The organism is Streptomyces odontomachicola (assembly GCF_039605595.1).
Lineage (GTDB): Bacteria > Actinomycetota > Actinomycetes > Streptomycetales > Streptomycetaceae > Streptomyces.
The window spans coordinates 151,726-172,344 of the sequence record NZ_JBCFOK010000008.1 but is presented as its reverse complement, the minus strand read 5'-3'; the positions used below and the strand labels follow the sequence as shown (position 1 = coordinate 172,344).

Sequence of the window (20,619 nt, the reverse complement as noted above, 5' to 3'; positions counted from 1 at the left end):
AGAGACACCTGTCGTGCGCAACACGGGCGGCCTGCGGCGTATCGCGCCGCAGGCCGCCCGTACGGGGAGGTTTCCCGCCCCGTTACTCCTCGTTGCGTGCCGCGTCCGCCGCCGCGCGCAGCGCGCTCTGCGAGAGCTGGCCGCCGCCGTTGGCGTGCGCCGTGCCGCTCAGGCCGGGCAGCAACTGCGCGGCCAGCAGCGTGGACAGCGCCGAGGTGTCGCCGCCGCCCGAGCCGCCGTCGGTGCGGACCACGACCGGCTGCGGCGCCTTGCCGGCCAGCTCGGCGCCCACTTCGAGGCGGCGCCGCGCCAGTTCGTACTGGAGCACCGCGCGGTTGTCCCGGTACGCGGTGGCCAGCGCGCGCTGGGCGCGCGCCTCGTTCTCAGCGGAGATCAGGCCGCTGCGGCCGCCGGTCTCGATCTCGAAGCGCACGCGCTGCGCCTCGGTCTCCTGCCGCTCCAGCAGGTCGGCGACGTCCTCGCGGGCCTTGTTCAGCGCGGCCTTGACCTCGACGATGCGGGCGTCGCGCACCTTCTTGGCGCGCTCGATGTCCATCGTGAGGCTGTCGATGCGGCGCTTGCGGTTGAGGCCCCACTCCTGCTCGTACGCGGTCCGCTCCTTGGCGATCCGCTCCTGGGTGGCCAGGTGCTGCTGGTACTGCGCGGGGAGCTGCACGTCCGGGATGTTGCTGCCGGTGACGCGCACGCCGTAGCGCTCCAGCTGCCTGTTGAGCAGGTTCTGCATGTCGGCCACGTCCGAGCCGCGCAGGTCGTAGGCGCTCTCGGTCTGCACCTGGCGGCCGCGCTGGCGGATCGCGTCCTGCACCGCGCTGGAGAGCACCAGGTCGAAGTTGCCCGCGCCGATGGACCGTACGAACAGCACCGCGTCGGTGATGCGGAACTTCAGGAAGAACTCGATCGAGCGCAGCGGCACGCTCTCCCGGGTCGGGCAGGCCACCACGGGCGCCGAGTACGGGTTCTCGGTGGCGACGTCCACCACGAAGTCCACCCGCGACCAGGGGTGCCACAGGTAGTGGCGGCCCGGGTCGAGGGTGCGGGTGATCGCGCCGTAGTGGGTGAGGATGCCGACGGTGCCCTGCTCGATCTCCACGATCGAGGAGCGCCACCACCACAGCACGCCGATGACCAGCAGCGCGACGCCCGCCACGTACGCGACCGTGGCCAGCGTCCCGTACGCGGCCGTGGACAGGCCGCTGTCCGCGCCGGCCGCGCCGATGCTCAGCATCACGCCCGACAGCACGGAGAAGACCCCGAGCCACAGCGGCAGCATCCACCACAGGCGCTGCCGGTGCTTGGGGATGATCACGGGGACCAGGTGTCCGGCCTCACCGCTGCGCAGGAGCTGCGCGACCTCGTTCCAGGGGGCCACCTTCTCCGAGATGACCGACCTCATGCGGGACTTCACTGACCGGCCTCCTCGTCGACGTCGCTGGCGTGCTGCGCGTGCTGTACGTGTGCGCCGGGGCCGGGCTCAGCGGGCCCGGGCTCACCGGACTCCGTCTCGCCCTCGGTACCGGGCACCGTCGGGCGCTCGGCCTCCAGCAGCTCCCTGATCTGCGGCTCGCGCTCCGCGATGCGCTCCGAGACCTCCCGCAGGCGGTCCCGCATCGCGGCCATGTCGCCCTCGCCGAACAGCTCGGCGCCGCGCTCGCCGACCAGCTCGCGCGCCAGCGCGAGGAAGTCGACGCCCGCCTCCTCGGCGGTGCCGCCGATGCGCACCAGCCGCGGCAGGTGGTCGGCGACCTTCTCCAGGGTGTCCAGGACCTGCTGCTGGTAGCGGTACTCCAGGATCTCCGGCGCCTCGGCCGCCGTCACCGCGCGGATGTCCAGCGACTGGGCCTCCAGCAGCGCCGCGTTGGCCTTCGCCTCCGACTCGGCCTGTACGTAGCGCTGGCGGGCCAGCGCCTCGGCGCGGTTGGTCTCCCGCTCCACGGCGGTGTCCATCTGCGCCTGGTACTGCGCGATCTCGGCCTGGATCGCGGACAGCTCCTCCTGCTGACCCGCCAGCTCCTTGGTCAGGTCGCCCTCGTCCTGCTCCTTGCGGAGCTGGAGCGCGTACTCGTGGGTGTACGCCTCCTTCGCGACCCGCACCATCTCGGGGGCGGCCAGGTCCATGCGGTAGGCGCGGTCCGAGGGCTCGGCGTGCGTGATGTTCGCGTTGGTCAGCTCGACCGCGGGCCTGAACTGGCCGTTGAGCTGCTCCAGCAGCCGGCCGGTGTCCTCGCCCACCATGTCGTAGATCCCGGACGCCTCCTGCTCGTAGATGAGGCTGCGGATCGTCTCGCTCACGGCGTTGTTCAGCTTCTCCTGGAAGCCGCGCACGGCGCCGAGCGTGTAGACGAACTCCACCGGGTCGCTGATCCGGAACTGGATGAAGAGGTCGATCGACGCCAGCACTCCGCCCTTCGTGGGGGCCTCACGGACCGGCGCGTTGAACGGGTACTCGCGGGTGGTGTTGATGATGTAGGAGACCCGCTTCCACGGGTTGAGCAGGATGACCCGGCCCGGGCCCGTCACCTGCTCCAGCTTCCCGAAGCGGGTGATCAGCGCCTGGCACCCGTCGGGCACCATCACCATCCCCTGCTTCCACCACACGAAGCCGACGGCCAGCAGCGAGAGCACCCAGTAGTGCACCCCGAACAGCGGGTTGGTCAGCACCGCCGCTCCGGTGGCCCCGACGACGGCGCTGCCCACGGCACCGAGGACGAGCAGCAGGAGCACCGGCAGCATGCTGACGAGGGAGCGGCCCTTGGGGAGCACCATGGGGCAGATGGCGTGGACCTTCTGCCCCTCCTCGCGGCGCTGCTCGCTGCGGTTGAGTTCCTCGCCCGCCTGGTCGAGCGGGACGGTCTGCTCCGACATATAGGTGTCGATGCCGCCGTCGTGCTCGCGCGCCCCGGGGAAGTCGCTCGGGTCGAGCCCGTCGTCCCTGGAGCCGTCGCCCGAGGCGCCCTGGCTCCCGCCGCGCCGTCCCTTTCCGCCGCCGCGCGAGCCCTTGGCCCGCTTGCGGACTTCCTCCTCGGCCAGCTCCTGCGGGTCGGCGCCCTCTGCCACCGAGGCGGCGGCCTGTGCGGCCCGCTGTGCGGTCGTGCTCCGCGCCACGATTCCCCCTTCGTTCACGCTGCGGATCTTTACGCCCACCCAACACCACGCGAATCACCGCGGTGCAGGGCCCCCGCCCGGGGTCACTGGACTGTGACCTGGTGGCACCCCCGGACGCGTCAGCGAAGCACGCGCCGACCGCACCCGACCGTGTCAGCGGCGCCCAACTGGCGCCGCTTGCCCCTCAGTTCGCGCGGTCGGCGAATCCGGCGGGCAGGTCGGCGGGGCCGACGGCGACTACGCTCTCGTCATCCTCGCCGACGTCCTCGAACAGGGTGATGCGCGCGAACTCCGGCACGACGTGCACGGGGTAGGCGGGCCCCGCCTCGCGGTAGGCGGCCATCTCGGCCAGGTGCTCGTTCTGGAAGCAGACGGTGCGCTCCGGGTGCTCCTCGACCCAGCGCGGGAAGAAGATCACGCCGTGCAGCAGGCGCCGGGCGGGCGAGACGTTCACCGAGACGCAGGTGCCGGTCGGCTCGGTCCAGGACACCTTGTAGACGTCGTCGTCGATCCGTACGAGGTCGACGGCCTGGTCCTTCACCCAGCGCCCGCCGACCATCCCGGTGTGGATGCGGTAGTCGATGGTCCGCGCGTTCTTCACGTACATCTCGTACTGCCAGCCGTTCGCGTACGTGTAGATGAAGCGCTTCCCCGTGATGCCGGAGAGGTCCTGCTCCAGGACGGGCTCGGTGACGGTGGTGGACATGGTGCCTCCTTCGGGCGGTCGTGCGGTGGTCCCCTCCCGTTCCCCCTCCGTATTTGAGTTTGCCACAAAACAAGTTTGCTGCAAAACAGTTTCGCGAGAGCAGGGAGCAGGAGAGCAGCAGGAGCAGGGGCAGGTGTGCGGTGGAGGTGATCGCCGCTGGGAGAATCGCCGCATGGACACCGCCGCCGACCTCAGCCGGCTGCTCGGGCCGCTGCGCCGCGCCGTGCTGCGCTCGACCCGGGCCGCCGAGAACCTGCCCGACCTGCCCGAGGCGCACATCGAGCTGCTGCGCGTTCTGGTCGCCTGGGGGCCGCTGGGCACCCGTTCCGTCGCCGCCCGGCTCCGGGTTTCCCCGTCGACGGTCAGCAATCTGGTGCGCTCGGCGACGGCCGACGGGCTGGTGCGGCGGCAGGCCTCGGAGACCGACCTGCGGGCCGTCGAGCTCACGGCGACGGACCGGGCCCGTGAACTCCTGGACCGCTACGACGCGGCGAGCCGCGACGCGATCGAGCAGGCCCTCGCGCGCCTCCCGCGCAAGGACCGGGACACCCTGGCCGAGGCCCTTCCGGCCCTGGAGCGCCTGACGACGGAGCTGAGCGAGCGCTGAGCGGCCGCTGTGCGGAGCGGGCCCCGGGCACGGGGGCGGCTTTACAGGCGGTGGCTTCGCCGCGTACGACGTATAGGGCGGCACCGTCACGTGCCCCGTACAAAAAAGTCACCGCCCAAACAGTCACCGCACGGAAGAAACCCGCATGCGCCTCCTGCTGATCCGCCACGGCCAGACCCCCTCCAACCTCGTGCACGCGCTGGACACCGGCGCGCCGGGGCCAGGACTGACCGAGCTGGGGGAACGGCAGGCCGCCGCGCTGCCCGAGGCGCTGGCCGGCGAGGACATCGCCGTGCTCTACGCGTCCACGCTGGTCCGCACCCAGCTCACCGCCGCACCCCTGGCCGCGGCGCGCGGCCTCGTACCGGAGATCCGCGAGGGCATCAGGGAGCTGTCGGCCGGCGACATGGAGATGCGCACCGACGACGAGGCGGCGCACACGTACATGTCCACCGCCTTCGCGTGGTCGGGCGGCGACACCGCGCTGCGCATGCCGGGCGGCGAGAGCGGCGACGAGGCGCTGGCCCGCTTCGACGCGGTCGTCGCCGAGGCGCACCGCGCGCTGCCGGGCGGCGAGGGCACCGCAGCGCTGGTCAGCCACGGCGCGGCCATCCGCATGTGGACGGCGGCCCGGGCGCAGAACCTCGACGTGGAGTTCGCCGCGGCCCACCCCCTGAGCAACACCGGAGTGGTCGTGCTCGACGGCGCGCCTGGCCAGGGCTGGAAGGCGCTGACCTGGGAGGACGCCCCGGTCGGCGGCACCGGTCTGGCGGACCCGTACGCGGAGGGCCCGGCGGCCGACATCGTGGAGCCGGGGCGCTGAGCCGAGGGGGAGAGGGCTTGACCGGGCCGCGCGGTAGCGGCTTACCAGGACAAACGGCTTGCCAGGAACGGCTTACCAGGACAGCAGCCGGGGATCGCTGCGCGGATCCGGCGCGATGCGCGGGTCGGCAGCCGTACGAGGCGGTTCGGCAGTCGCACGCGCGCGCCGCTCCGGGGCCGGGGCCGGGGCCGCAGCCCCCTCGGCCGCCGTCCCCGCCCCGTACACCCCGGCCCGCACACGCGAAGCCCGCGCCGCCAGCTCGGCCGCGCAGGTCAGCCAGCGGATCACGGCGTCCACCGACACGTCGTCCAGCTCGGCCAACTGCCGCAGCGCGCCCCGGTCCTCGGGCGCCGGCGGGATGCCGAACTCGGTGAGCTTGCTCTGCAGCGTGAGCCGGTGCGCGTCACTCGCCGCGAGGCGCCGCGCCGCGCTCGACGGCCGCTCCGGCACGGCGTGCGCGGGCCGCTCGGGCATGGCGTGCAGATCGGTCATGGTGACCGCCTCTCTCTCACTGTGGTGCTGCCTCCCCTCACGCGAGGGGGCGGCTCACAGGTTGCGGCGGCGCTCCAGGATCACCCGTTCAGACCCGGAACCTTCCCTGGCCCCTCGGAGAAGACCTGTTCACGCGCCGGGAGCGGGTGCTTAGGATTCCCGCATGCATCCTGCACCCACCCCCTCCGCCGCCTCTCCCGCGCGGGTGGCGGTGATCGGCGGCGGCGCGATCGGCGGCCTGCTCGCGGCGTTCGCGTACGAGTGCGGCCCGGCGGCGACGGACGTGACCCTGTGCGTCCGCACCCCCGTGGACGGGCTGACCGTGCACACGGGAGGCGAGACAGTGCACGCGCCCGTACGCGTCGTGACCAGCCCCGACGAGCTGAGCGAAAACGGCCGGCCCCCGCACGCCGACTGGGTGTTCCTCACCACGAAGGCGCAGGACACCCCCGGCGCCGAGGGCTGGCTGCGGGCGCTCTGCGGCCCCGGCACCACCGTCGCCGTCGTGCAGAACGGCGTCGACCACGAGGAGCGGGTGGCGCCCCTGGTGCCGCCCGGCACCGCGCTGCTGCCGACCCTCGCGTTCATGGCGGTCGAGCGCACGGGCCCCGGCCGCATCGTCCACCACACCGCCAACCACCTCCACGTACCCGAGGGCGAGGCGGCGGACCGGCTGGCCGCGCTGCTGGCCGGGAGCCGCCTGGAGGTGCGGCCCGTGCCGGACTTCACGACGGCGGCGTGGCGCAAGATGTTCACCAACCTGGCCGCGAATCCGCTCACTTCGCTTCTCCAGCAGCGCATGGGCCTGTTCGCCGAGCCCGAGGTGCGCGCGCTCGCGCAGGACATCCTGCGCGAGGCGGTGGCGGTGGCGCGCGCCGAGGGCGCCGAGGTCGGCGAGGACGACGTGCGGCGCGCGCTCAAGCAGAACGCCTCGGTCCCGCCCGACGGCGGCACCTCGATGCTCTACGACCGCCTGGCCGGCCGCCCGTTGGAGCACGAGCACATCACCGGCGCCGTCGTACGGGCGGCCGCGCGGCACGGCATCGACGTACCGCTCAACCGCATGCTGCTGACCCTGCTGCGCGCGGTGGACCGCGAACTGCGCGGCGCCGGGGCGTAGTCGGGCCCTCGGCGCCGCGCGTCTCACGCCGCGTCCGGCACCCAGCTCCCGTGGAAGCCCAGCGGTACGCGCACCGGCAGGTGGACCGCGGCCACCGGGTCCCCGGTGAAGTCCTGCGCGGAGAGGATCAGCAGGTCGGTCGCACCGCGGTCCGGATCGTGCACGAAGGACATCACGTAGCCGTCGTCCTCCGCCGCGGCCGTGGCCGACGGTACGAAGAACGGCTCGCCCGCATAGGCGCCGCTCCTGAACGGCCGCCGCTGCGCGCTGCCCGCGGTCAGGTCGTGCTTGAGCAGCGCGTCGCCGAAGGCGTCGTCGGGCAGGCTCGACAGCTCCTGCTGCTCGGTGAGGTGGGTGTTGATGTCGGGGGTCACCGCCGCGTAGCCGTACCGGTGCGCTCCGGCCACCGCCGCCGGGCTCACCGTGGGGAACTCCTGCGGCCTGTCGTCCAGCCGCGACTGGGTCGTCTTGCCCGTCGCGGTGTCCAGCGTCCAGCGGTCCAGGGTGGGCAGCGGACTGCCCTCAAGACGCGCGTCGCGCATCATGTGGTCGTAGCGCACCGCGTCGATCACGACCGCGTCGCCCTCGTCGTACGCGTTCAGCGTGTGGAAGATCCAGCACGGCTCGACCTCGAACCACTGCGGGACGCCCGTGCCCTCGGCCGCCCCCTCGCGCACCCCCGCACCGGTACCGGCGCGCGGCAGCAGGCCGATGCGCGCGGGCCGCCGCTCGTTCCACGCGTACGGAAGCTGGGCGCCGCCGCGCGCCAGCTCCTCGCTGAAGGTGACCGGAAGGTCGTACAGCACCACATAGCGCTCGGTCAGCGCGCAGTCGTGGATCATCGGCTGGTGCGCGGCGGGAACGCCGATGCTGCTGGTCACCCTGCCCTCGGGTGAGACCACGAGATAGCGGACCTGGTCGTCGCCGAACTGGTAGCAGACCGCGTGCAGTTCGCCCGTGCGCGGGTCCAGCTTGGGGTGCGCCGTGTACCCGCCGGGCAACGTCCCGCCGAAGTCGCCGCGCCTCGCGGTGTCCAGCTCGTACGTCAGCTCGTACGGGCGCGGCCCCGACTCCACCAGCGCGAGGGTGCGCCCGGCGTGACCGATCACATGGGTGTTGCAGGCGGCGTCGCCGAGGTTCACGGAGGCGCCGCCGGGGTGCCGCTCGCCCAGCTCGGAGGCGACGTGCTCGGAGCGCACCCAGCGGTTGCGGTACCACTCGGCGCGGCCCTCGCGCAGCCGCACGCCGTGCACCATGCCCTCGCCGAGGAACAGGTGCAGAGTCGGGTCGTCGAGGTTCATCGGATTGGGGCCGTTGCGCAGGTAGCGGCCGTTCAGCTCGGCCGGTATGCGTCCGGTCACCGGCAGATCGTGGGCGGTGACCTCCTCGCGTACCGGTTTGAAGCCGCCGCTGTAGGGGTTCGTGTACTCGGCCATCTCGTCTCCGGTCGTCGTGCCCCGCGGGGCAGTTGGAGTTGCGCAGTGGCGGTGTGCCTACGCGGTGGAGTCTGCGCGCGCCGCGGCACATAGTCAATAAACTGACTACTCACACCTTTGTCTATGCTGTCGTGGACGAGTGACCGGCCCGGCGGGGGGCGGTGCGCGGGGAAGGGAGCGGAGAGATGGCGCTGCGCCACGCGGTGCTGACGGCGTTGCTGGACGACGAGTGCAGCGGATACGAGCTGGCCAAGACCTTCGACAGCGGCATGGCCAACTTCTGGCACGCGACGCCGCAGCAGCTCTATCTCGAGCTGTCCAAACTGGAGGCCGCCGACCTCGTACGGGGCAGGGAAGTGGTGCAGGAGTCCCGCCCCAACAAGCGGCTGTTCACCGTCACCGAGGCGGGCATGGCCGAGCTGGAGCGCTTCGCCGCCCAGCCGATGCGGGCCTCCTTCATCCGCGACGACCTGCTGGTGAAGGTGCACGCCGTGGACCACATCGGCGCGGAGAAGGTGATCGGGCAACTGCGCGCGCGTGCCGAACTCGCCGACGCGAAGCTGGAGTTGTACGAGAAGATCCTCGCCCACCTGCGGGGCGGCGAGGACGAGGAGAGCTACCTGCGCACCGCGGCCCGCGTCGGCCCGTACCTCACGTGCCTGCGGGGGCGCGCGTACGAGTCGGACACGAGGGCGTGGTGCCTGAGCACGGCGGAGCTGCTGGAGAGCAGGGCGTAAGCGCCGCCCGGCCTTCGCTGCGTACCGCTCCGTACGACAGCGGTCCGAGTGCATGCTGCACTCGGACCGCTGAAGCGGGGGCGGCCGGGACCGCCGGAGGCGGTGCCTCAGATCGTGGCGGTGTCGATCACGAAGCGGTAGCGCACGTCACTGGAGAGCACCCGCTCGTATGCCTCGTTGATCTGCTCGCCGCTGACCACCTCGATGTCCGAGCCGATCCCGTGCTTGGCGCAGAAGTCCAGCATCTCCTGGGTCTCCGGGATGCCGCCGATCAGCGAACCGGCGAACGACCTGCGCGCGCCGATCAGCGCGAAGGGCACGACCGGCAGCGGGTTCTCCGGCACGCCGAGCTGGACGAGCGTGCCGTCGGTGCGCAGCAGCCCGAAGTAGGCGTTCATGTCCAGGTTCGCCGAGACCGTGTTCACGATCAGGTCGAACTCGCCCGCGAGCTCGGTGAAGGTCGCGTCGTCCGAGGTCGCGCGGTAGTCGTCGGCGCCGAGCCGCAGCCCGTCGTCCTTCTTGCGCAGCGACTGGCTGAGCACCGTGACCTCGGCGCCCATCGCGTGCGCGATCTTCACGGCCATGTGCCCGAGCCCGCCGAGGCCGACCACGGCGACCTTCTTGCCGGGGCCCGCGCCCCAGTGCGCCAGCGGCGAGTACACGGTGATGCCCGCGCACAGCAGCGGTGCGGCCGCGTCCAGCGAGATGCCCTCGGGGATGCGCAGGACGTAGTTCTCGTCCACCACGATGGCGGTGGAGTAGCCGCCCTGGGTGGGCTGCCCGTCCCGGCCGGTCGCCGCGTAGGTGCCGATCATGCCGGTCTCGCCGGTGCAGTACTGCTGCAGCCCCGCGAGGCAGTTCTCGCACTCGCGGCAGGAGTCCACGAAGCAGCCGACGCCGACGCGGTCGCCGACGGCGTACGCGGTGACGCCCGGGCCGACCTCGGAGACCACGCCGGCGATCTCGTGGCCGGGCACGAGCGGGAAGACGTCCGAGTTGTCGCCCCACTCGGAGCGGGCCGTGTGGATGTCGGAGTGGCAGATCCCCGCGTACTTGATGTCGATGAGGACGTCGTGCTCACCGAGCGCCCTGCGCTCGATGGTGGTGCGCTCCAGCGGAGCCTTCGGTGCCGGTGCGGCGTAGGCGGAAACAGTCTTGCTCGTCATGCTTCCACCGTGCCTGGCAAGCCTCTGACCAGCCAGAACCCTGCTGAGCCTACGCATGCGGTGCCTACGCCCGGCGTGCCTACCACCGGCAGTACCACCCTCGGCGTCCACGCCGCGTAGACGCTCGTCGCATAGTGGAAGGCATGGACCAGCGCACCGAACTGAGCGAGTTCCTCCGGTCGCGGCGTGCCCGGCTGCGGCCCGAGGACGTCGGGCTGCCCGAGCACGGCGGCCGCCGCCGGGTCCCCGGGCTGCGGCGCGAGGAGCTGGCGCAGCTCGCCGGGGTCAGTGTGGCGTACTACACCCGTCTCGAACAGGGGCGAGGGCAGAACGTCTCCACCGCCGTCCTCGACGCCATCGCCGGCGCGCTCCGGCTCTCGGCCGCCGAGCGCGACCACCTGACCCACCTGGTCCGCCCGGTCTCCCGGCGCCGCAGGGCTCCCGCGCGCCCGGAGCGGGTGCGGCCCGAGCTCCAGCAGCTCGTCGACGCGATGGAGGGCGTCCCCGCCTATGTGGTCGGCCGCCGCCTCGACATCATCGGCTGGAACAGGCTCGGCCGCGCCCTCGTCGCCGACCACCTCCCCGCGCTGCCGCCCGACCACCGCAACCTCGCCTGGCTGGTCTTCCTCGACCCCGCGTCCCGCGAGCTGTACGTCGACTGGGAGCGCAAGGCCGCCGACGTCGTCGCGAGCCTGCGCCTGGACGCCGGCCGCTATCCCGACGACGCCCGCCTCTGCTCCCTCATCGGCGAACTCTCCGTGAAGAGCGAGGACTTCCGCCGCCTGTGGGCCGACCACGACGTACGGGAGAAGAGTTACGGGGCCAAGCGCCTGCACCACGCGGTGGTGGGCCCGCTGACCCTCTCGTACGAGACGCTGACCCTCCCCGGCGACCCGGGCCAGGCGATCATCACCTACCACGCGGAGCCGGGCTCCGCCTCCGCCGAGTCCCTCCGCCTGCTGGCCAGTTGGGCGGCGAGCGAGCCCGAGTCCGCGCACGCGTACGAACCGCGCCCCGACGAGGCCACCTGATCGGGTGTATTCGGGGGTGCGGAGGTCCGTTCGGCGTTTCTCAACTCCCGCTATAGCGCAGGGTGTTGGGTGTTACACGCCCAGCAACAAGGAGCACTCATGCGCGTTCGCACCACCCTCGCAGCCGGAGCCCTCGCGGCGGCCGCCCTCCTCGGCGCCGCCGGCGCGGCCTCCGCCGACTCCGGCGCCCAGGGTGCCGCCATCGGCAGCCCCGGTGTGGCCTCGGGCAACAACATCCAGGCTCCGGTCCACATCCCGGTCAACGCCTGCGGCAACTCGATCAACGTGGTCGGCCTCCTCAACCCGACCTTCGGCAACACCTGCGCGAACGGCTGAGCTTGAGGCTCCGTTGTCGAGGGGGCGTCCCTGCGGGGGCGCCCCCTCACGCATGCGGGGCTCGCACCCTCCCCGGTCGCCTCGCGCGTAGCCTTGGGTCATGACCTCCGACAGCACGGACAGCCCGGCCACCATGTACGGGACCGTCTCGCTCGTCCTCGGCGTCGTCGGCCTGATCACCGCGGTGCTGGCCTCCTACGCCGGCATCGCGATCCCGGTGCTGTGCGGCGCCCTCGCGGTCACCCTCGCCTCCGCCGGCTTGTTCCAGCGGACCAACCGCATCAAGTGCATCGCTGCCCTGACGACCGGCGCCGTCGCGCTGCTGTACCCGGTCGTCCTCCTAGCGACCTTCGGCGGCTGACTGCCACTCGAAGCCTCAGCTGCCCGTGATGTCGGGGCCCGGACGAGACGCCCGGGCCCCGACAAAGCTGAGGGGGTCAGGAGCAGCGCCAGATGGCGGGGAAGCGAGGGTAGGAGGTGCCGGCCGGGGCGTTCGCGCCGGCCAGGGTCGCGTCGTCGCCGAGGGTGTAGAACTGGCCGTCGCCGCTCAAGGTCCTCAGGGCGGAGGTGCCCTGCCACAGCTTGGCGGAGTGGGTTCTGCCCGAGGTGCCGAGGATCAGACCGGTGCTGTTGACGGCGCTGGTCCCATAGCCGTCGGGCAGCTTCCTGGGCTGGCCGTCCTTGCCCCACGTGACGGCGAAACGGTTGAAGTCGGCGGTCTGGCCGTCACCCACCACCGTGCCACCGGAGATCGACGAGATGGTGGCGTTCGTCGCCCCGGACGGCAACGTGAGGGCCTTGGCGACTCCGTCCTTCCAGAGGTAGGGGCGGGTGGTCCCCTCGGGATCGTTCACCGCCGTCACCGCGACCGTTCCGTCCGTGTCGACGCCCTCGACGCGGCTGCCGAGAGGGAACCCCTTCAGCCGGGTCACGGTCCCCGGCTTGTCGGCGGGCCAGAAGAAGACCTCGCGGTAATTGGGGTTGGTGAGGTATCCGTCGCCGTAGATGTCCCCGTTCTCCGTGATCGCCTGCGCCACGAGGCCGTACGCCCCCTCGGGCACCGGAAGCTGTTCCAGCTTGCCGTCGCGGGAACGGAACGGGTAGTTCGTCCCCAGCGGCCAGCCCTCGCTGGACCCGGTGAGCTTCCAGCCGTACCCGACCGCGGTGCCGGAGGCGTTCATGTCGTTGACGCCCAGGGTGTAGTCGGCGTCGGGGACGGTCCCCAGGTCGGTGACCTTGCCGCCCGACCAGATGGCCGCGTGCCTCTTCGTCAGCCGGGAGGCGGCCGGATACTCGATCTCCCCAGCGAAGAGGTCCTTGCCCGCCACCGTCGTTACGGCACCGGCGGTGGCACCGCTCGGCACGGGCAACTGGCTGGGCCGGTACGTGCAGGCCTGCGCCGCCGCACTCGCCGAGGGGGCGAGGCCGGTGAGCCCCGTGACGGCCAGCGCGGCGGTGGCCAACGCGGCGGCGGCCGACCGCGCCAAGCGTCTCTGGTGTCTCATGAAGTCCTCCGTGAAGGTCGGGAATACCCGCCCCGGAGTCTCAGCGCCCGCCCTATATTCCCTCTCTCCCCAGGCGGTCGGAGGCGCCGACGGGGTGGAGGCCGCCCGACACGAGACCAATCATTGGAGCGTGGAGAAGTTCACCAGCAAGGACAGTGACGGTCGGTGATCGTGCAGAACTACTACAAGACCGAAGACGGCAGGTACAAACTCGCCGACGACAGCCAAAAGATCGGCACCATCACCGCGTACTGCCAGCGTGTGGCCCACAACACGTGCCCCGACGCGGTGAACAACACATGAGCACCGGGCATGGCAGCGAGTCGGCTGCCGAAGGTGAGCCGGCCGCGCACTGGGACGACAAAGGCCTCGCCGAGCTCCAGAGCGATCTGTCGCACAGCATGCTGCGGTTCGTCGCCGAACCTCTTTCTGCCAGCACGGCATTTCTGGTCAGGGGAGCGCTTGATCCGCCTGAACGGCGTGGTGCGGGCCGAGTCGTGCTGTGGGACGGACACCGCCTCGATGCCTCTTTCGCCTGCGACGTGCCGCTGACCGATGACCACGGCAGCAACGTCCCCGGTGATGAACTGTGTGCCGCGCTGCGGCACTTCATCCGCTTGGAGGAACTGCCCAGTCGAGTGGACCGCGCGCCGCGGGACGCCTCCGGAATCCCCGTACTGGATGCGCAGGAAGCCATCCGGACTTTCCTGCAGGCGCCGGTCTTCCCGCTCGCCGACGCCCTGCGCGCGGCCGTGGTCGACCTGCTCCCCTCTCCCTCCGCACGAGCGGGGGCTGATCAGGAGTCAGAGGGCTGGCTGCGGCTGCGAGGCTTCCTGCTGTTGGACGCGAGCACCGCTCGCCGTACGTGGACGGCCACCACCTGCCCGACATCACTGGCCTGGACGTTCGTCTGCGCGATGAGAACGGCGCCGTCACCCCGGGCCTGACCGGCCTGGCCGCCGCCTTGCCCACCTTGGTGGAAGACGGCGAGCTCGCCTTCAACCCTTCCGACGCGACGGACCCGTACTGCGTCTCCGTCCACGACCTGACCCACTGGTGACACACGCACACCGCAGGTACCGCCAGGAACGCTCAAGGGGGCGGCCCCTCCCGGGACCGCCCCCTTCCAAGAGGCCGTGGCGGGAATCGAACCCGCGTAACTCGCTTGGCAGGTCTGCCAGTTGGCGTTCGAGAGTGTTCGAATGAGGGCTGAGCTGGTACGCGGCGGACAGGGTGACCGGCCCCGGCCTGGCGCGGACGTCGGTGAATGAGACCAGGAGTGAGACCGCTGGATGGCAGCAGCGATGACAACGAGGTCCGGTCCGTCTCCTGGGGCGCGGGGATCGGCCCTGACGTGAGGCTGCTGCGGCTTGACGGTGCCGCAGGTGTGCATGTCGAATTGGTGCGTCCTAGGTTCCGCGCTGGCGAGCGACAAGCAGGGCCATATCGTCATCTCGGTCACCAGGATTTAGTGTATCCAAGATTGCATCACACAGCCCATCCAGCGATACTGGCTTATTTGTGTTGCGCGTGAATTTTTCGAGCAACAGGCAAAGTTTTTCTATTCCGTCTTCAATTTCTTGAGTTCGCGAGGCGACTAGCCCATTTGTATACAATATAAGTATTGATCCAGGTGGTGCTTTGTGCTCCACGGCCTCACATGGGAAGTGCCTTCTAGTCATCACGCCAACCCCAATTGGTGGACCAGGCGGTACAGGCAAGACTTCGGTCACTCCGTTAGGGTGCAACATAATAGGTGGTGGATGTCCGGCGCTTGCCAGCGTGACGCGGTTGAGGTTCGGATTGTAGATGGCGTACGTACATGTAGCCAATTTTCCGATGTCTAGACGTTGTGCCTGAATGTCGAGACGCCGAAGTAGTTCGTTGGGTGCAGATTCCATCTCGGCCATCGCCTGAATGCTGGTGCGCAGTTGCCCCATGTGTGCGGCTGCGGTTGCGGAACGCCCTGCTACATCCCCAATTGCCAAGCCAACTCGGTCGTCTTCGAGCTGAATCGCGTCAAACCAGTCGCCGCCAGTATTTGTTGTATTCTCCACTGGTAGATAGAAAGAAGCCAGTTCCACTTTGGTGGAATTTGGCAACTCCATCGGCAGCATGCTTCGCTGTAGGTGGTCCGCGAAGTCGCCCTCCTGTGTAGGAGTGGACTTCTCTACGCCCAGTGCGGCGTGTGTGGCGAGCTGGGCGGCGATCAGTAGATCCTCAGGTTCGAATATTTCCCGCTCAAGGGTACGCTGAAATACCACCATGCCGATCACTCTGCGGCGCCCGCGCAGCGGTGCTATTATGGATCGACTTCCGGTTGTCGGCTCAACGGCAGACCCGAATATTTCCCGCAGAGATTCCGTGGCCTCCTGTGTCGTTCCCAGTACGGGCCGCACGCTACGCAATACCTCTGCCAATGGTTCGCCGAGTTTGACGGTCACTCTTTCTGCGGGCGTTTCGGTGCGTGTTCCGCAGTCATTTGGGGACTCTGTTGGTATCTCTCTCACGCGTCGAAGCTGCAGTACGAGTGGGCCGACTGGTCGCGCTTCACCTATCGGAAGCGGGTCACGTAAATACACTAGAGCCGTGTCAGAAAACGCTGGCACTGTTGCGTGGCAGAGCCCCAGCAGTGTTTCGTCGAGGTCTATTCCCCGTGCGATACGTCGAGTTGCAGCGCCGACGTACTGGTGGCGGTCCGTGCCCGTAGGTGCCTCACCTGCAGGTTCTTGGTTGTCCCGGGTAGTTCGGGACAACATTGACGTGTCCGGTCGGTTGGGTTCAGCTTGCGTTTGCGTGTCCTCAACGACGTGTCCGGTCACGACTGTGACGTCTTGTTGTTCTGTCTGATGTGTAGTTGACCAGCCGACTTCGTCGGCAGCTTCCTGGATGGCTTCGTGTCCAAGATCGAGATAGGCACGGACCTTGTCGAGTGTGCGGTCGACATCGTCCAACGCGGCGTCATCTCCACCATCGGTCACCCGTTCGGTGCCAGGCAACACTGCAGGCGCCAGTGAAGCCTCTTCGTACTCGCCGCCCACCTGTGACTTAAGCCAGGCGACCTCGTCTTCCAGTTCATTGATCCGCCGAGCGGCATGGTCCGCCACCTGCTGTGCGGTATCGCGTTCGTGCTCGGCGCGGGCCAGTTCGTTACGCAGCCCCTGCTCTTGGCCCACAGCCCGCTCCAAACGCTTCTGAGCCGTCGCTAGTTGATCCGGGGCAGGTGTGGCACGTCCCTGGAGAGCATCGATCTCTCGCTTCAGCTCGGCGATCTTGGATTGCGACTGACCGAGCAGAGCAAGTACCACAGTTGCCGCTTGCAGCGCTTGTAGGCGCCCTTGCTCACTGGCTTGGTATGCCTGCCGTGCCCGGTCAATCTCCTGGTAGGCAGCGATGGCTCGGTCCTTGGCTTCCAGGAGTTCACGCGTCACAGCCGGCAGCGCCTCGCCGCCAGTCGGCGTTGCCTGTGCTGCCTGAGCGGCTCGCCACAGCTCTTTGAGGGGGGCGAGACGAGCAGCAGTGTTGGCCGCGCGTTCATGAGGGAAGCAGACGTCTGCTGCTGCTTCCACTAGTTCCCAGGGCAGGCCGTCACCAGATAGTAGGTCACGCAACTTGCGCAGCGGCGGGACACGTTGGTCGCGGAAGTGCTCCGTGGTCAGGGCTTGGTGAAAGGCGACAACGGTCATTGACGTTTCATCTAGCCAGGCTCGTACCGCCTCGGCTATGTGGTTGATCTCCGGGCAGCGGCCCCGCGGTGGGGCCCACGGCCGCCCCGGCCGCTTCGTACCCATCCTTGTACCCCCAGGTGATTGTTCAGAACAACCTTGCGTTGTCGCCTGAACAACATCAAACCGCTTGGTGAGGCCGGTGCGCAGGCGCATCGTCAGATGCGTCAACAAGAGCAGTACATCGCTTCAGCGCCCCGGAGGAGCACAGCATGATGGCCCGAGCCAAGCCCAGCAGCCGATCCGGGCGAATCAGCCCGACCGTTCACGTCATGCGTTGGGCCGTCGCACTGGCAGGCACACTCACTGCCTTGGCGATCATCGTCCTTATCTTCACTGATCACATTGCGGCAGTCCCACCTGTAGCGATGTTCGGAGCAGCAATCACCGGAGGAACCGCCGTTAAGGTCAACATCAGCATCAGGCGTTAACTTGGCTAGCTTTGTCCAGCAGGTGGGTCTGTCGCTGGAGCAGCGCGACACCTTCTCCAGCTGCTGTAGGGGACAGCGAACGATGCACGGGCTATGGGTCCGCTGAGGCTGGTTTCAACACTTGTCCCATTCACCTGCGAGCACCACTCCGAGGATCTCGGGGCCCGGACAGAGTGTCCGGGCCCCGAGATCCTTCCCTGCATGCTCATTGCAGCTACCGTTGTCAGCGGACCGAGTGTTGCGGGTGCCGCTCGGGGACCTGCTTGGGCAGCCCGTGCTCATGGAAGACGAGCAGCAGTTGGATGACGTGCCGGCTGTGCGTGATGCGCTCATGAGCCCGCGGCGGCCTTCGAAGCTGCTGTTTGGGCCCACCGCCGAGGCTCAGATCCCCGGGCCGCGGCATGCTGCGGCTGCCGTCGAGCGTTGCTGGGACGACTACCAGAGCGGGCGTTTGGGTCACGTCGTCGCTGTGTTGCCGGGGCTTCTCCAGACTGCGCAGGGTCTTGAGGACGCTGCAAGCGGTCGGGCCGCGGGCGAGAGGGGGGCGGTCTCGGCTCGTACGTATCACCTCGCCGCCACCACTCTCGCCAAGGTCGGCGAGTCCGACCTCTCCTGGCTCGCCGCCGAGCGTGCCATGCAGGCCGCTGACGAGTCCGACAACCCGCCCTCGCTCGTCTCCGCCGCCCGCTTCGGCACCCACGCGCTGGTCGCCAACGGCCGGTACGACGACGCCCTGGAGCTCGGCAGCACGGCCGCGGAATGGCTCACTTCGCAGCTCGAAGACGATGACCTCGCGGCGCTGAGCCTCCTGGGGATGATTCACCTCTGGGCCGCGGTCGCTGCCGCGCGGCACCAGGACCGGAGCAGCGCCACCGACCTCCTCAGCCGTGCTGAGGTGCTGGCCGAGCGGCTCGGCAGTGATCAGAACCTCTGGTAGACCAGCTTCGGTCCGACCAACGTCATGCTGCATCGGCTCTCCGCCGAGCTCGACCTGGAGAACATCCCGTACGTGGTCGAGCACGGCCAGGTCGAGGTCGACCACATGCCAGTGGAGCGCAGCGTGTCCCACCGCATCGACTTCGCGCGGGCGCTGTGCCTCGCGGGACAGAGAGAGCTCCTGCGTACGGCGGAGCGGACATCGCCGCAGCTTGTACGCAACAATCCCCGGGTGTGGGTAACCCTGCGCGATCTGATGAAGCGGAGCCCTGTAACGGGTGGCGCCAGGTCTTCCGAGCTGTTCGCGATGGCTCAGCGTGTAAGGCGGTGCAGTGAGCGACGGGAGTACGGACGACGGTCGCCAGGTGCTGGGCGTTGTGGGGACGGGGGCTGGCGGGCTGGAGGAGCTGCGTACCGGCCTGGTCGTTCCTGCCCTCGACCGTGGGTGGCGGGTCGCCGTCACCCTGACGCCTACCGCGTACGAATGGCTGCGAGCAGTCGGCGAGTTGGAGCTCCTGGAGGAACTTACCGGGCTACCCGTGCGGTCCACGCCGCGGCTCCCGGGTGAGGCACGGCCGCACCCTCCCGTCGACTGCTGCGTCGTTGCACCGGCCTCCGCCAACACGGTCGCCAAGCTCGCCCTGAGCGTCTCCGACAACCAGGCGCTGACCCAAGTCCACGAAGCCATCGGCACCTTGGACGTCGGTGTCGTGCTCTTTCCGCGGATCAATGCGGCACACGCGCGGCATCCCGCGTGGAAGCAGCACGTGGCAGCTCTGGAGAGTGCCGGAGTGCACGTTGTGCAGGGCAATGACGTCTGGCCGCTGTACGAATCCCGCGAGGGCGCGGGTGGCCGGCCCCTGCCCTGGGACGCAATCCTCAACACGGCGGCTACGGCGATGGCCTGACGGCGCAACAGCAGGTTAAGTCACTGACCTCACAGGCCCGGACAGATTGTCCGGGCTTTCGCTGCTCCGGAACCCATCCTTCTCGCCCTGGTCTGTTAACTGGCATTCGGATGCGCTCGAAGCCAACGTGACGGGGGACTTCCGGCCCTGCACAGCTCCGTGCAGGGGAGCTGGATGCATCCGTGTCGCCCAGGGGTTTGCGGTGAGGATGCGGGGCCGCCAGTTCCCCCGTGGGCGGCGCCGAACTGCTGGGCTGCGCGGCCAGCTCATTAGACGGTGGGGTCGCGACCAGAGCGCACACAGTGTGCAGGCCCTGAGCGTTCTCCAGTAACGGCACGTCAAAGCGTGATCCGGAACGGAAGGGGTGGAACGGGACCACGGTGCAGCGTACGTGCACCCTCTTCAGGCTTCGACGTAGGCGACCACAACGACCATGCCGAGGGTGGTGGCGAAGTAGATGACGCGTACGACGCCTCGCTCGTACCGCCGTAGCTGTGGCGCGTCCGGAAGCGGCGAACCACATTCAGGATCAAGAGAGGCCGGCTACGAGGAAGCCCCCGCTCTTCGATGGCATCACGTACAGGATGTCCCATGTCCAGTGCGGCTCGGTGCAACGGCTGAAGTGCAGCTCACCCATGCCCAACCTAGAAGAAGAGGTGTCTGAGGCAGGGCTCGGCGGGCCGCCATCACTGGCTCGTAATTGACGTAGCGAGCCGTAGCAGGTTCTGGCACGCCTTCCCACCCGGAGTGTTCTCATTCACAGCGACACTCTCTCAAGGTGCCGGAGGTGACCGTACGGAAGGCTCGCGAGCCTCAACTGAGACCCGAACTGAGACCAGAAACGATCAAGGGCGGCCCCGCTCGGGACCGCCCCTCATTCGGCGCAGGTCATCGACCCGCTCCACCGAGGCCGTGGCGGGAATCGAACCCGCGTAACTCGCTTTGCAGGCGAGTCCCTCAACCACTCGGGCACACGGCCGTGTTGATGTCTTCGACTCTAGGGAAGGGGAGTGGGGAGCGGTAGGGGGATAGGCGGGGTGTCATGGGAGTGCAATGTGGGGTTCATAAAGGGGCGTAGGAGAATGGGGGCATGTCTTCGCGCAGGTCACGACGTTCAGGGCAGGGGAGTCAGGCAGCCGTTCCGAAGGGGGGCGACCCCTGTCCGTGCGGGCTGGGCGGTACGTACGCCGCGTGCTGCGGGCGGCTGCACGCGGGGGAGGGCGCCGCGGCGACCGCCGAGGGGCTGATGCGGTCGCGGTACAGCGCCTTCGCCGCGCGCGACACGGCGTACCTGCTCCGCACCTGGCACCCCGACACGCGCCCGCCGCGCATCGACCTGGACCCCGGCACCCGGTGGACGGGGCTGGAGATCGTGGAGACCTCGGAGGGGAGCGCGTTCCACGCCACCGGCACGGTGACCTTCCGCGCGCACTTCACCGAGCGCGGGCGGAGCGGTGTACTGGAGGAGCGCAGCCGCTTCGCGCGCGCGGACGGCGCCTGGGTGTACGTGGACGGGGAGGCGTCCGTGCAGTAGGTC

General features: G+C 69.3%; 20 protein-coding genes and 1 tRNA gene. 12 read left to right on the top strand and 9 right to left on the bottom strand.

What is annotated here, in order from left to right; translation table 11 throughout:
* Positions 1-82 precede the first annotated feature (82 nt).
* From ABEE00_RS17060 to ABEE00_RS17050, 3 genes are all read right to left on the bottom strand, one after another.
* Positions 83-1,414, bottom strand: coding sequence for an SPFH domain-containing protein (locus tag ABEE00_RS17060; RefSeq protein WP_345746497.1), 1,332 nt, complete (start codon positions 1,412-1,414; stop codon positions 83-85).
* A gap of 8 nt (positions 1,415-1,422) precedes the next feature.
* A complete protein-coding gene (locus ABEE00_RS17055) occupies positions 1,423-3,123 on the bottom strand; it encodes an SPFH domain-containing protein (protein ID WP_345746496.1) in 1,701 nt (566 codons plus the stop codon).
* 184 nt (positions 3,124-3,307) lie between these two features.
* On the bottom strand, positions 3,308-3,829 hold the full coding sequence (locus ABEE00_RS17050) for a phenolic acid decarboxylase (protein ID WP_345746355.1): 522 nt from the start codon (positions 3,827-3,829) through the stop codon (positions 3,308-3,310).
* A gap of 172 nt (positions 3,830-4,001) precedes the next feature.
* Between ABEE00_RS17050 and ABEE00_RS17045 the strand changes: the two genes are divergently transcribed.
* Both ABEE00_RS17045 and ABEE00_RS17040 read left to right on the top strand, forming a co-directional pair.
* On the top strand, positions 4,002-4,436 hold the full coding sequence (locus tag ABEE00_RS17045; RefSeq protein WP_345746354.1) for a MarR family winged helix-turn-helix transcriptional regulator: 435 nt from the start codon (positions 4,002-4,004) through the stop codon (positions 4,434-4,436).
* Between the two features lie 145 nt (positions 4,437-4,581).
* Positions 4,582-5,259 carry a histidine phosphatase family protein gene (locus tag ABEE00_RS17040; protein WP_345746353.1) on the top strand — a complete coding sequence of 226 codons (678 nt, stop codon included), beginning with the start codon at positions 4,582-4,584 and terminating at the stop codon, positions 5,257-5,259.
* 72 nt (positions 5,260-5,331) lie between these two features.
* Here ABEE00_RS17040 and ABEE00_RS17035 read toward each other — a convergent pair whose 3' ends face one another.
* The gene (locus tag ABEE00_RS17035) at positions 5,332-5,751 is read right to left on the bottom strand and encodes a hypothetical protein (RefSeq protein ID WP_345746352.1); all 420 of its coding nucleotides are present in this window, start codon (positions 5,749-5,751) and stop codon (positions 5,332-5,334) included.
* Between the two features lie 163 nt (positions 5,752-5,914).
* Between ABEE00_RS17035 and ABEE00_RS17030 the strand changes: the two genes are divergently transcribed.
* Positions 5,915-6,871 (top strand): 2-dehydropantoate 2-reductase, encoded by a 957-nt coding sequence (locus tag ABEE00_RS17030; protein ID WP_345746351.1) that lies wholly within the window; start codon positions 5,915-5,917, stop codon positions 6,869-6,871.
* Between the two features lie 23 nt (positions 6,872-6,894).
* On the opposite strand, the gene ABEE00_RS17025 is transcribed toward ABEE00_RS17030, so the two are convergent.
* Entirely contained in the window at positions 6,895-8,307 is a 1,413-nt protein-coding gene (locus ABEE00_RS17025; RefSeq protein WP_345746350.1) for a carotenoid oxygenase family protein, read from the bottom strand.
* Positions 8,308-8,492: 185 nt separating this feature from the next.
* On the opposite strand from ABEE00_RS17025, the gene ABEE00_RS17020 reads away from it, so the two are divergent.
* Entirely contained in the window at positions 8,493-9,044 is a 552-nt protein-coding gene (locus ABEE00_RS17020) for a PadR family transcriptional regulator (protein WP_345746349.1), read from the top strand.
* 107 nt (positions 9,045-9,151) lie between these two features.
* Here the strand turns inward: ABEE00_RS17020 and ABEE00_RS17015 are convergent, their stop codons facing one another.
* Entirely contained in the window at positions 9,152-10,210 is a 1,059-nt protein-coding gene (locus ABEE00_RS17015; RefSeq protein ID WP_345746348.1) for an NAD(P)-dependent alcohol dehydrogenase, read from the bottom strand.
* Positions 10,211-10,353: 143 nt separating this feature from the next.
* On the opposite strand from ABEE00_RS17015, the gene ABEE00_RS17010 reads away from it, so the two are divergent.
* From ABEE00_RS17010 to ABEE00_RS17000, 3 genes are all read left to right on the top strand, one after another.
* Positions 10,354-11,241 (top strand): helix-turn-helix domain-containing protein, encoded by an 888-nt coding sequence (locus tag ABEE00_RS17010; RefSeq protein ID WP_345746347.1) that lies wholly within the window; start codon positions 10,354-10,356, stop codon positions 11,239-11,241.
* A 99-nt stretch (positions 11,242-11,340) separates the two neighbouring features.
* Positions 11,341-11,577: a chaplin gene (locus ABEE00_RS17005; RefSeq protein ID WP_345746346.1), complete on the top strand. Its 237-nt coding sequence runs from the start codon at positions 11,341-11,343 to the stop codon at positions 11,575-11,577.
* Between the two features lie 100 nt (positions 11,578-11,677).
* Positions 11,678-11,938, top strand: a complete 261-nt coding sequence (locus ABEE00_RS17000; RefSeq protein ID WP_345746345.1) for a hypothetical protein — start codon at positions 11,678-11,680, stop codon at positions 11,936-11,938.
* A gap of 76 nt (positions 11,939-12,014) precedes the next feature.
* Here ABEE00_RS17000 and ABEE00_RS16995 read toward each other — a convergent pair whose 3' ends face one another.
* Positions 12,015-13,082, bottom strand: coding sequence for a hypothetical protein (locus ABEE00_RS16995; protein WP_345746344.1), 1,068 nt, complete (start codon positions 13,080-13,082; stop codon positions 12,015-12,017).
* Between the two features lie 165 nt (positions 13,083-13,247).
* Between ABEE00_RS16995 and ABEE00_RS16990 the strand changes: the two genes are divergently transcribed.
* Together ABEE00_RS16990 and ABEE00_RS16985 are read left to right on the top strand one after the other, a co-directional pair.
* A complete protein-coding gene (locus tag ABEE00_RS16990) occupies positions 13,248-13,385 on the top strand; it encodes a hypothetical protein (RefSeq protein ID WP_345746343.1) in 138 nt (45 codons plus the stop codon).
* Positions 13,382-14,029, top strand: coding sequence for a hypothetical protein (locus ABEE00_RS16985; RefSeq protein WP_345746342.1), 648 nt, complete (start codon positions 13,382-13,384; stop codon positions 14,027-14,029). Before ABEE00_RS16990 ends, ABEE00_RS16985 begins: the two co-directional genes overlap by 4 nt.
* Before the next feature lie 462 nt (positions 14,030-14,491).
* On the opposite strand, the gene ABEE00_RS16980 is transcribed toward ABEE00_RS16985, so the two are convergent.
* Entirely contained in the window at positions 14,492-16,768 is a 2,277-nt protein-coding gene (locus ABEE00_RS16980) for a PP2C family protein-serine/threonine phosphatase (protein WP_345746341.1), read from the bottom strand.
* A gap of 750 nt (positions 16,769-17,518) precedes the next feature.
* On the opposite strand from ABEE00_RS16980, the gene ABEE00_RS16975 reads away from it, so the two are divergent.
* Positions 17,519-18,175, top strand: a complete 657-nt coding sequence (locus tag ABEE00_RS16975) for a hypothetical protein (RefSeq protein WP_345746340.1) — start codon at positions 17,519-17,521, stop codon at positions 18,173-18,175.
* 331 nt (positions 18,176-18,506) lie between these two features.
* Entirely contained in the window at positions 18,507-19,082 is a 576-nt protein-coding gene (locus ABEE00_RS16970; RefSeq protein ID WP_345746339.1) for a flavoprotein, read from the top strand.
* A 907-nt stretch (positions 19,083-19,989) separates the two neighbouring features.
* Here the strand turns inward: ABEE00_RS16970 and ABEE00_RS16965 are convergent.
* A tRNA-Cys gene (locus ABEE00_RS16965) sits at positions 19,990-20,061 on the bottom strand.
* 111 nt (positions 20,062-20,172) lie between these two features.
* Here ABEE00_RS16965 and ABEE00_RS16960 point away from each other — a divergent pair.
* A complete protein-coding gene (locus tag ABEE00_RS16960; RefSeq protein ID WP_345746338.1) occupies positions 20,173-20,616 on the top strand; it encodes a YchJ family protein in 444 nt (147 codons plus the stop codon).
* Positions 20,617-20,619: the final 3 nt, after the last annotated feature.

Excerpts from the sequence above, each read along its gene's own strand:
- ABEE00_RS17060 (WP_345746497.1), bottom strand. The coding sequence starts at position 1,414 with ATGAGGTCGGTCATCTCGGAGAAGGTGGCCCCCTGGAACGAGGTCGCG.
- ABEE00_RS17050 (WP_345746355.1), bottom strand. The coding sequence starts at position 3,829 with ATGTCCACCACCGTCACCGAGCCCGTCCTGGAGCAGGACCTCTCCGGC.
- ABEE00_RS17045 (WP_345746354.1), top strand. The coding sequence starts at position 4,002 with ATGGACACCGCCGCCGACCTCAGCCGGCTGCTCGGGCCGCTGCGCCGC.
- ABEE00_RS17040 (WP_345746353.1), top strand. The coding sequence starts at position 4,582 with ATGCGCCTCCTGCTGATCCGCCACGGCCAGACCCCCTCCAACCTCGTG.
- ABEE00_RS17035 (WP_345746352.1), bottom strand. The coding sequence starts at position 5,751 with ATGACCGATCTGCACGCCATGCCCGAGCGGCCCGCGCACGCCGTGCCG.
- ABEE00_RS17030 (WP_345746351.1), top strand. The coding sequence starts at position 5,915 with ATGCATCCTGCACCCACCCCCTCCGCCGCCTCTCCCGCGCGGGTGGCG.
- ABEE00_RS17025 (WP_345746350.1), bottom strand. The coding sequence starts at position 8,307 with ATGGCCGAGTACACGAACCCCTACAGCGGCGGCTTCAAACCGGTACGC.
- ABEE00_RS17020 (WP_345746349.1), top strand. The coding sequence starts at position 8,493 with ATGGCGCTGCGCCACGCGGTGCTGACGGCGTTGCTGGACGACGAGTGC.
- ABEE00_RS17015 (WP_345746348.1), bottom strand. The coding sequence starts at position 10,210 with ATGACGAGCAAGACTGTTTCCGCCTACGCCGCACCGGCACCGAAGGCT.
- ABEE00_RS17010 (WP_345746347.1), top strand. The coding sequence starts at position 10,354 with ATGGACCAGCGCACCGAACTGAGCGAGTTCCTCCGGTCGCGGCGTGCC.
- ABEE00_RS17005 (WP_345746346.1), top strand. The coding sequence starts at position 11,341 with ATGCGCGTTCGCACCACCCTCGCAGCCGGAGCCCTCGCGGCGGCCGCC.
- ABEE00_RS17000 (WP_345746345.1), top strand. The coding sequence starts at position 11,678 with ATGACCTCCGACAGCACGGACAGCCCGGCCACCATGTACGGGACCGTC.
- ABEE00_RS16995 (WP_345746344.1), bottom strand. The coding sequence starts at position 13,082 with ATGAGACACCAGAGACGCTTGGCGCGGTCGGCCGCCGCCGCGTTGGCC.
- ABEE00_RS16985 (WP_345746342.1), top strand. The coding sequence starts at position 13,382 with ATGAGCACCGGGCATGGCAGCGAGTCGGCTGCCGAAGGTGAGCCGGCC.
- ABEE00_RS16980 (WP_345746341.1), bottom strand. The coding sequence starts at position 16,768 with ATGACCGTTGTCGCCTTTCACCAAGCCCTGACCACGGAGCACTTCCGC.
- ABEE00_RS16975 (WP_345746340.1), top strand. The coding sequence starts at position 17,519 with ATGGAAGACGAGCAGCAGTTGGATGACGTGCCGGCTGTGCGTGATGCG.
- ABEE00_RS16960 (WP_345746338.1), top strand. The coding sequence starts at position 20,173 with ATGTCTTCGCGCAGGTCACGACGTTCAGGGCAGGGGAGTCAGGCAGCC.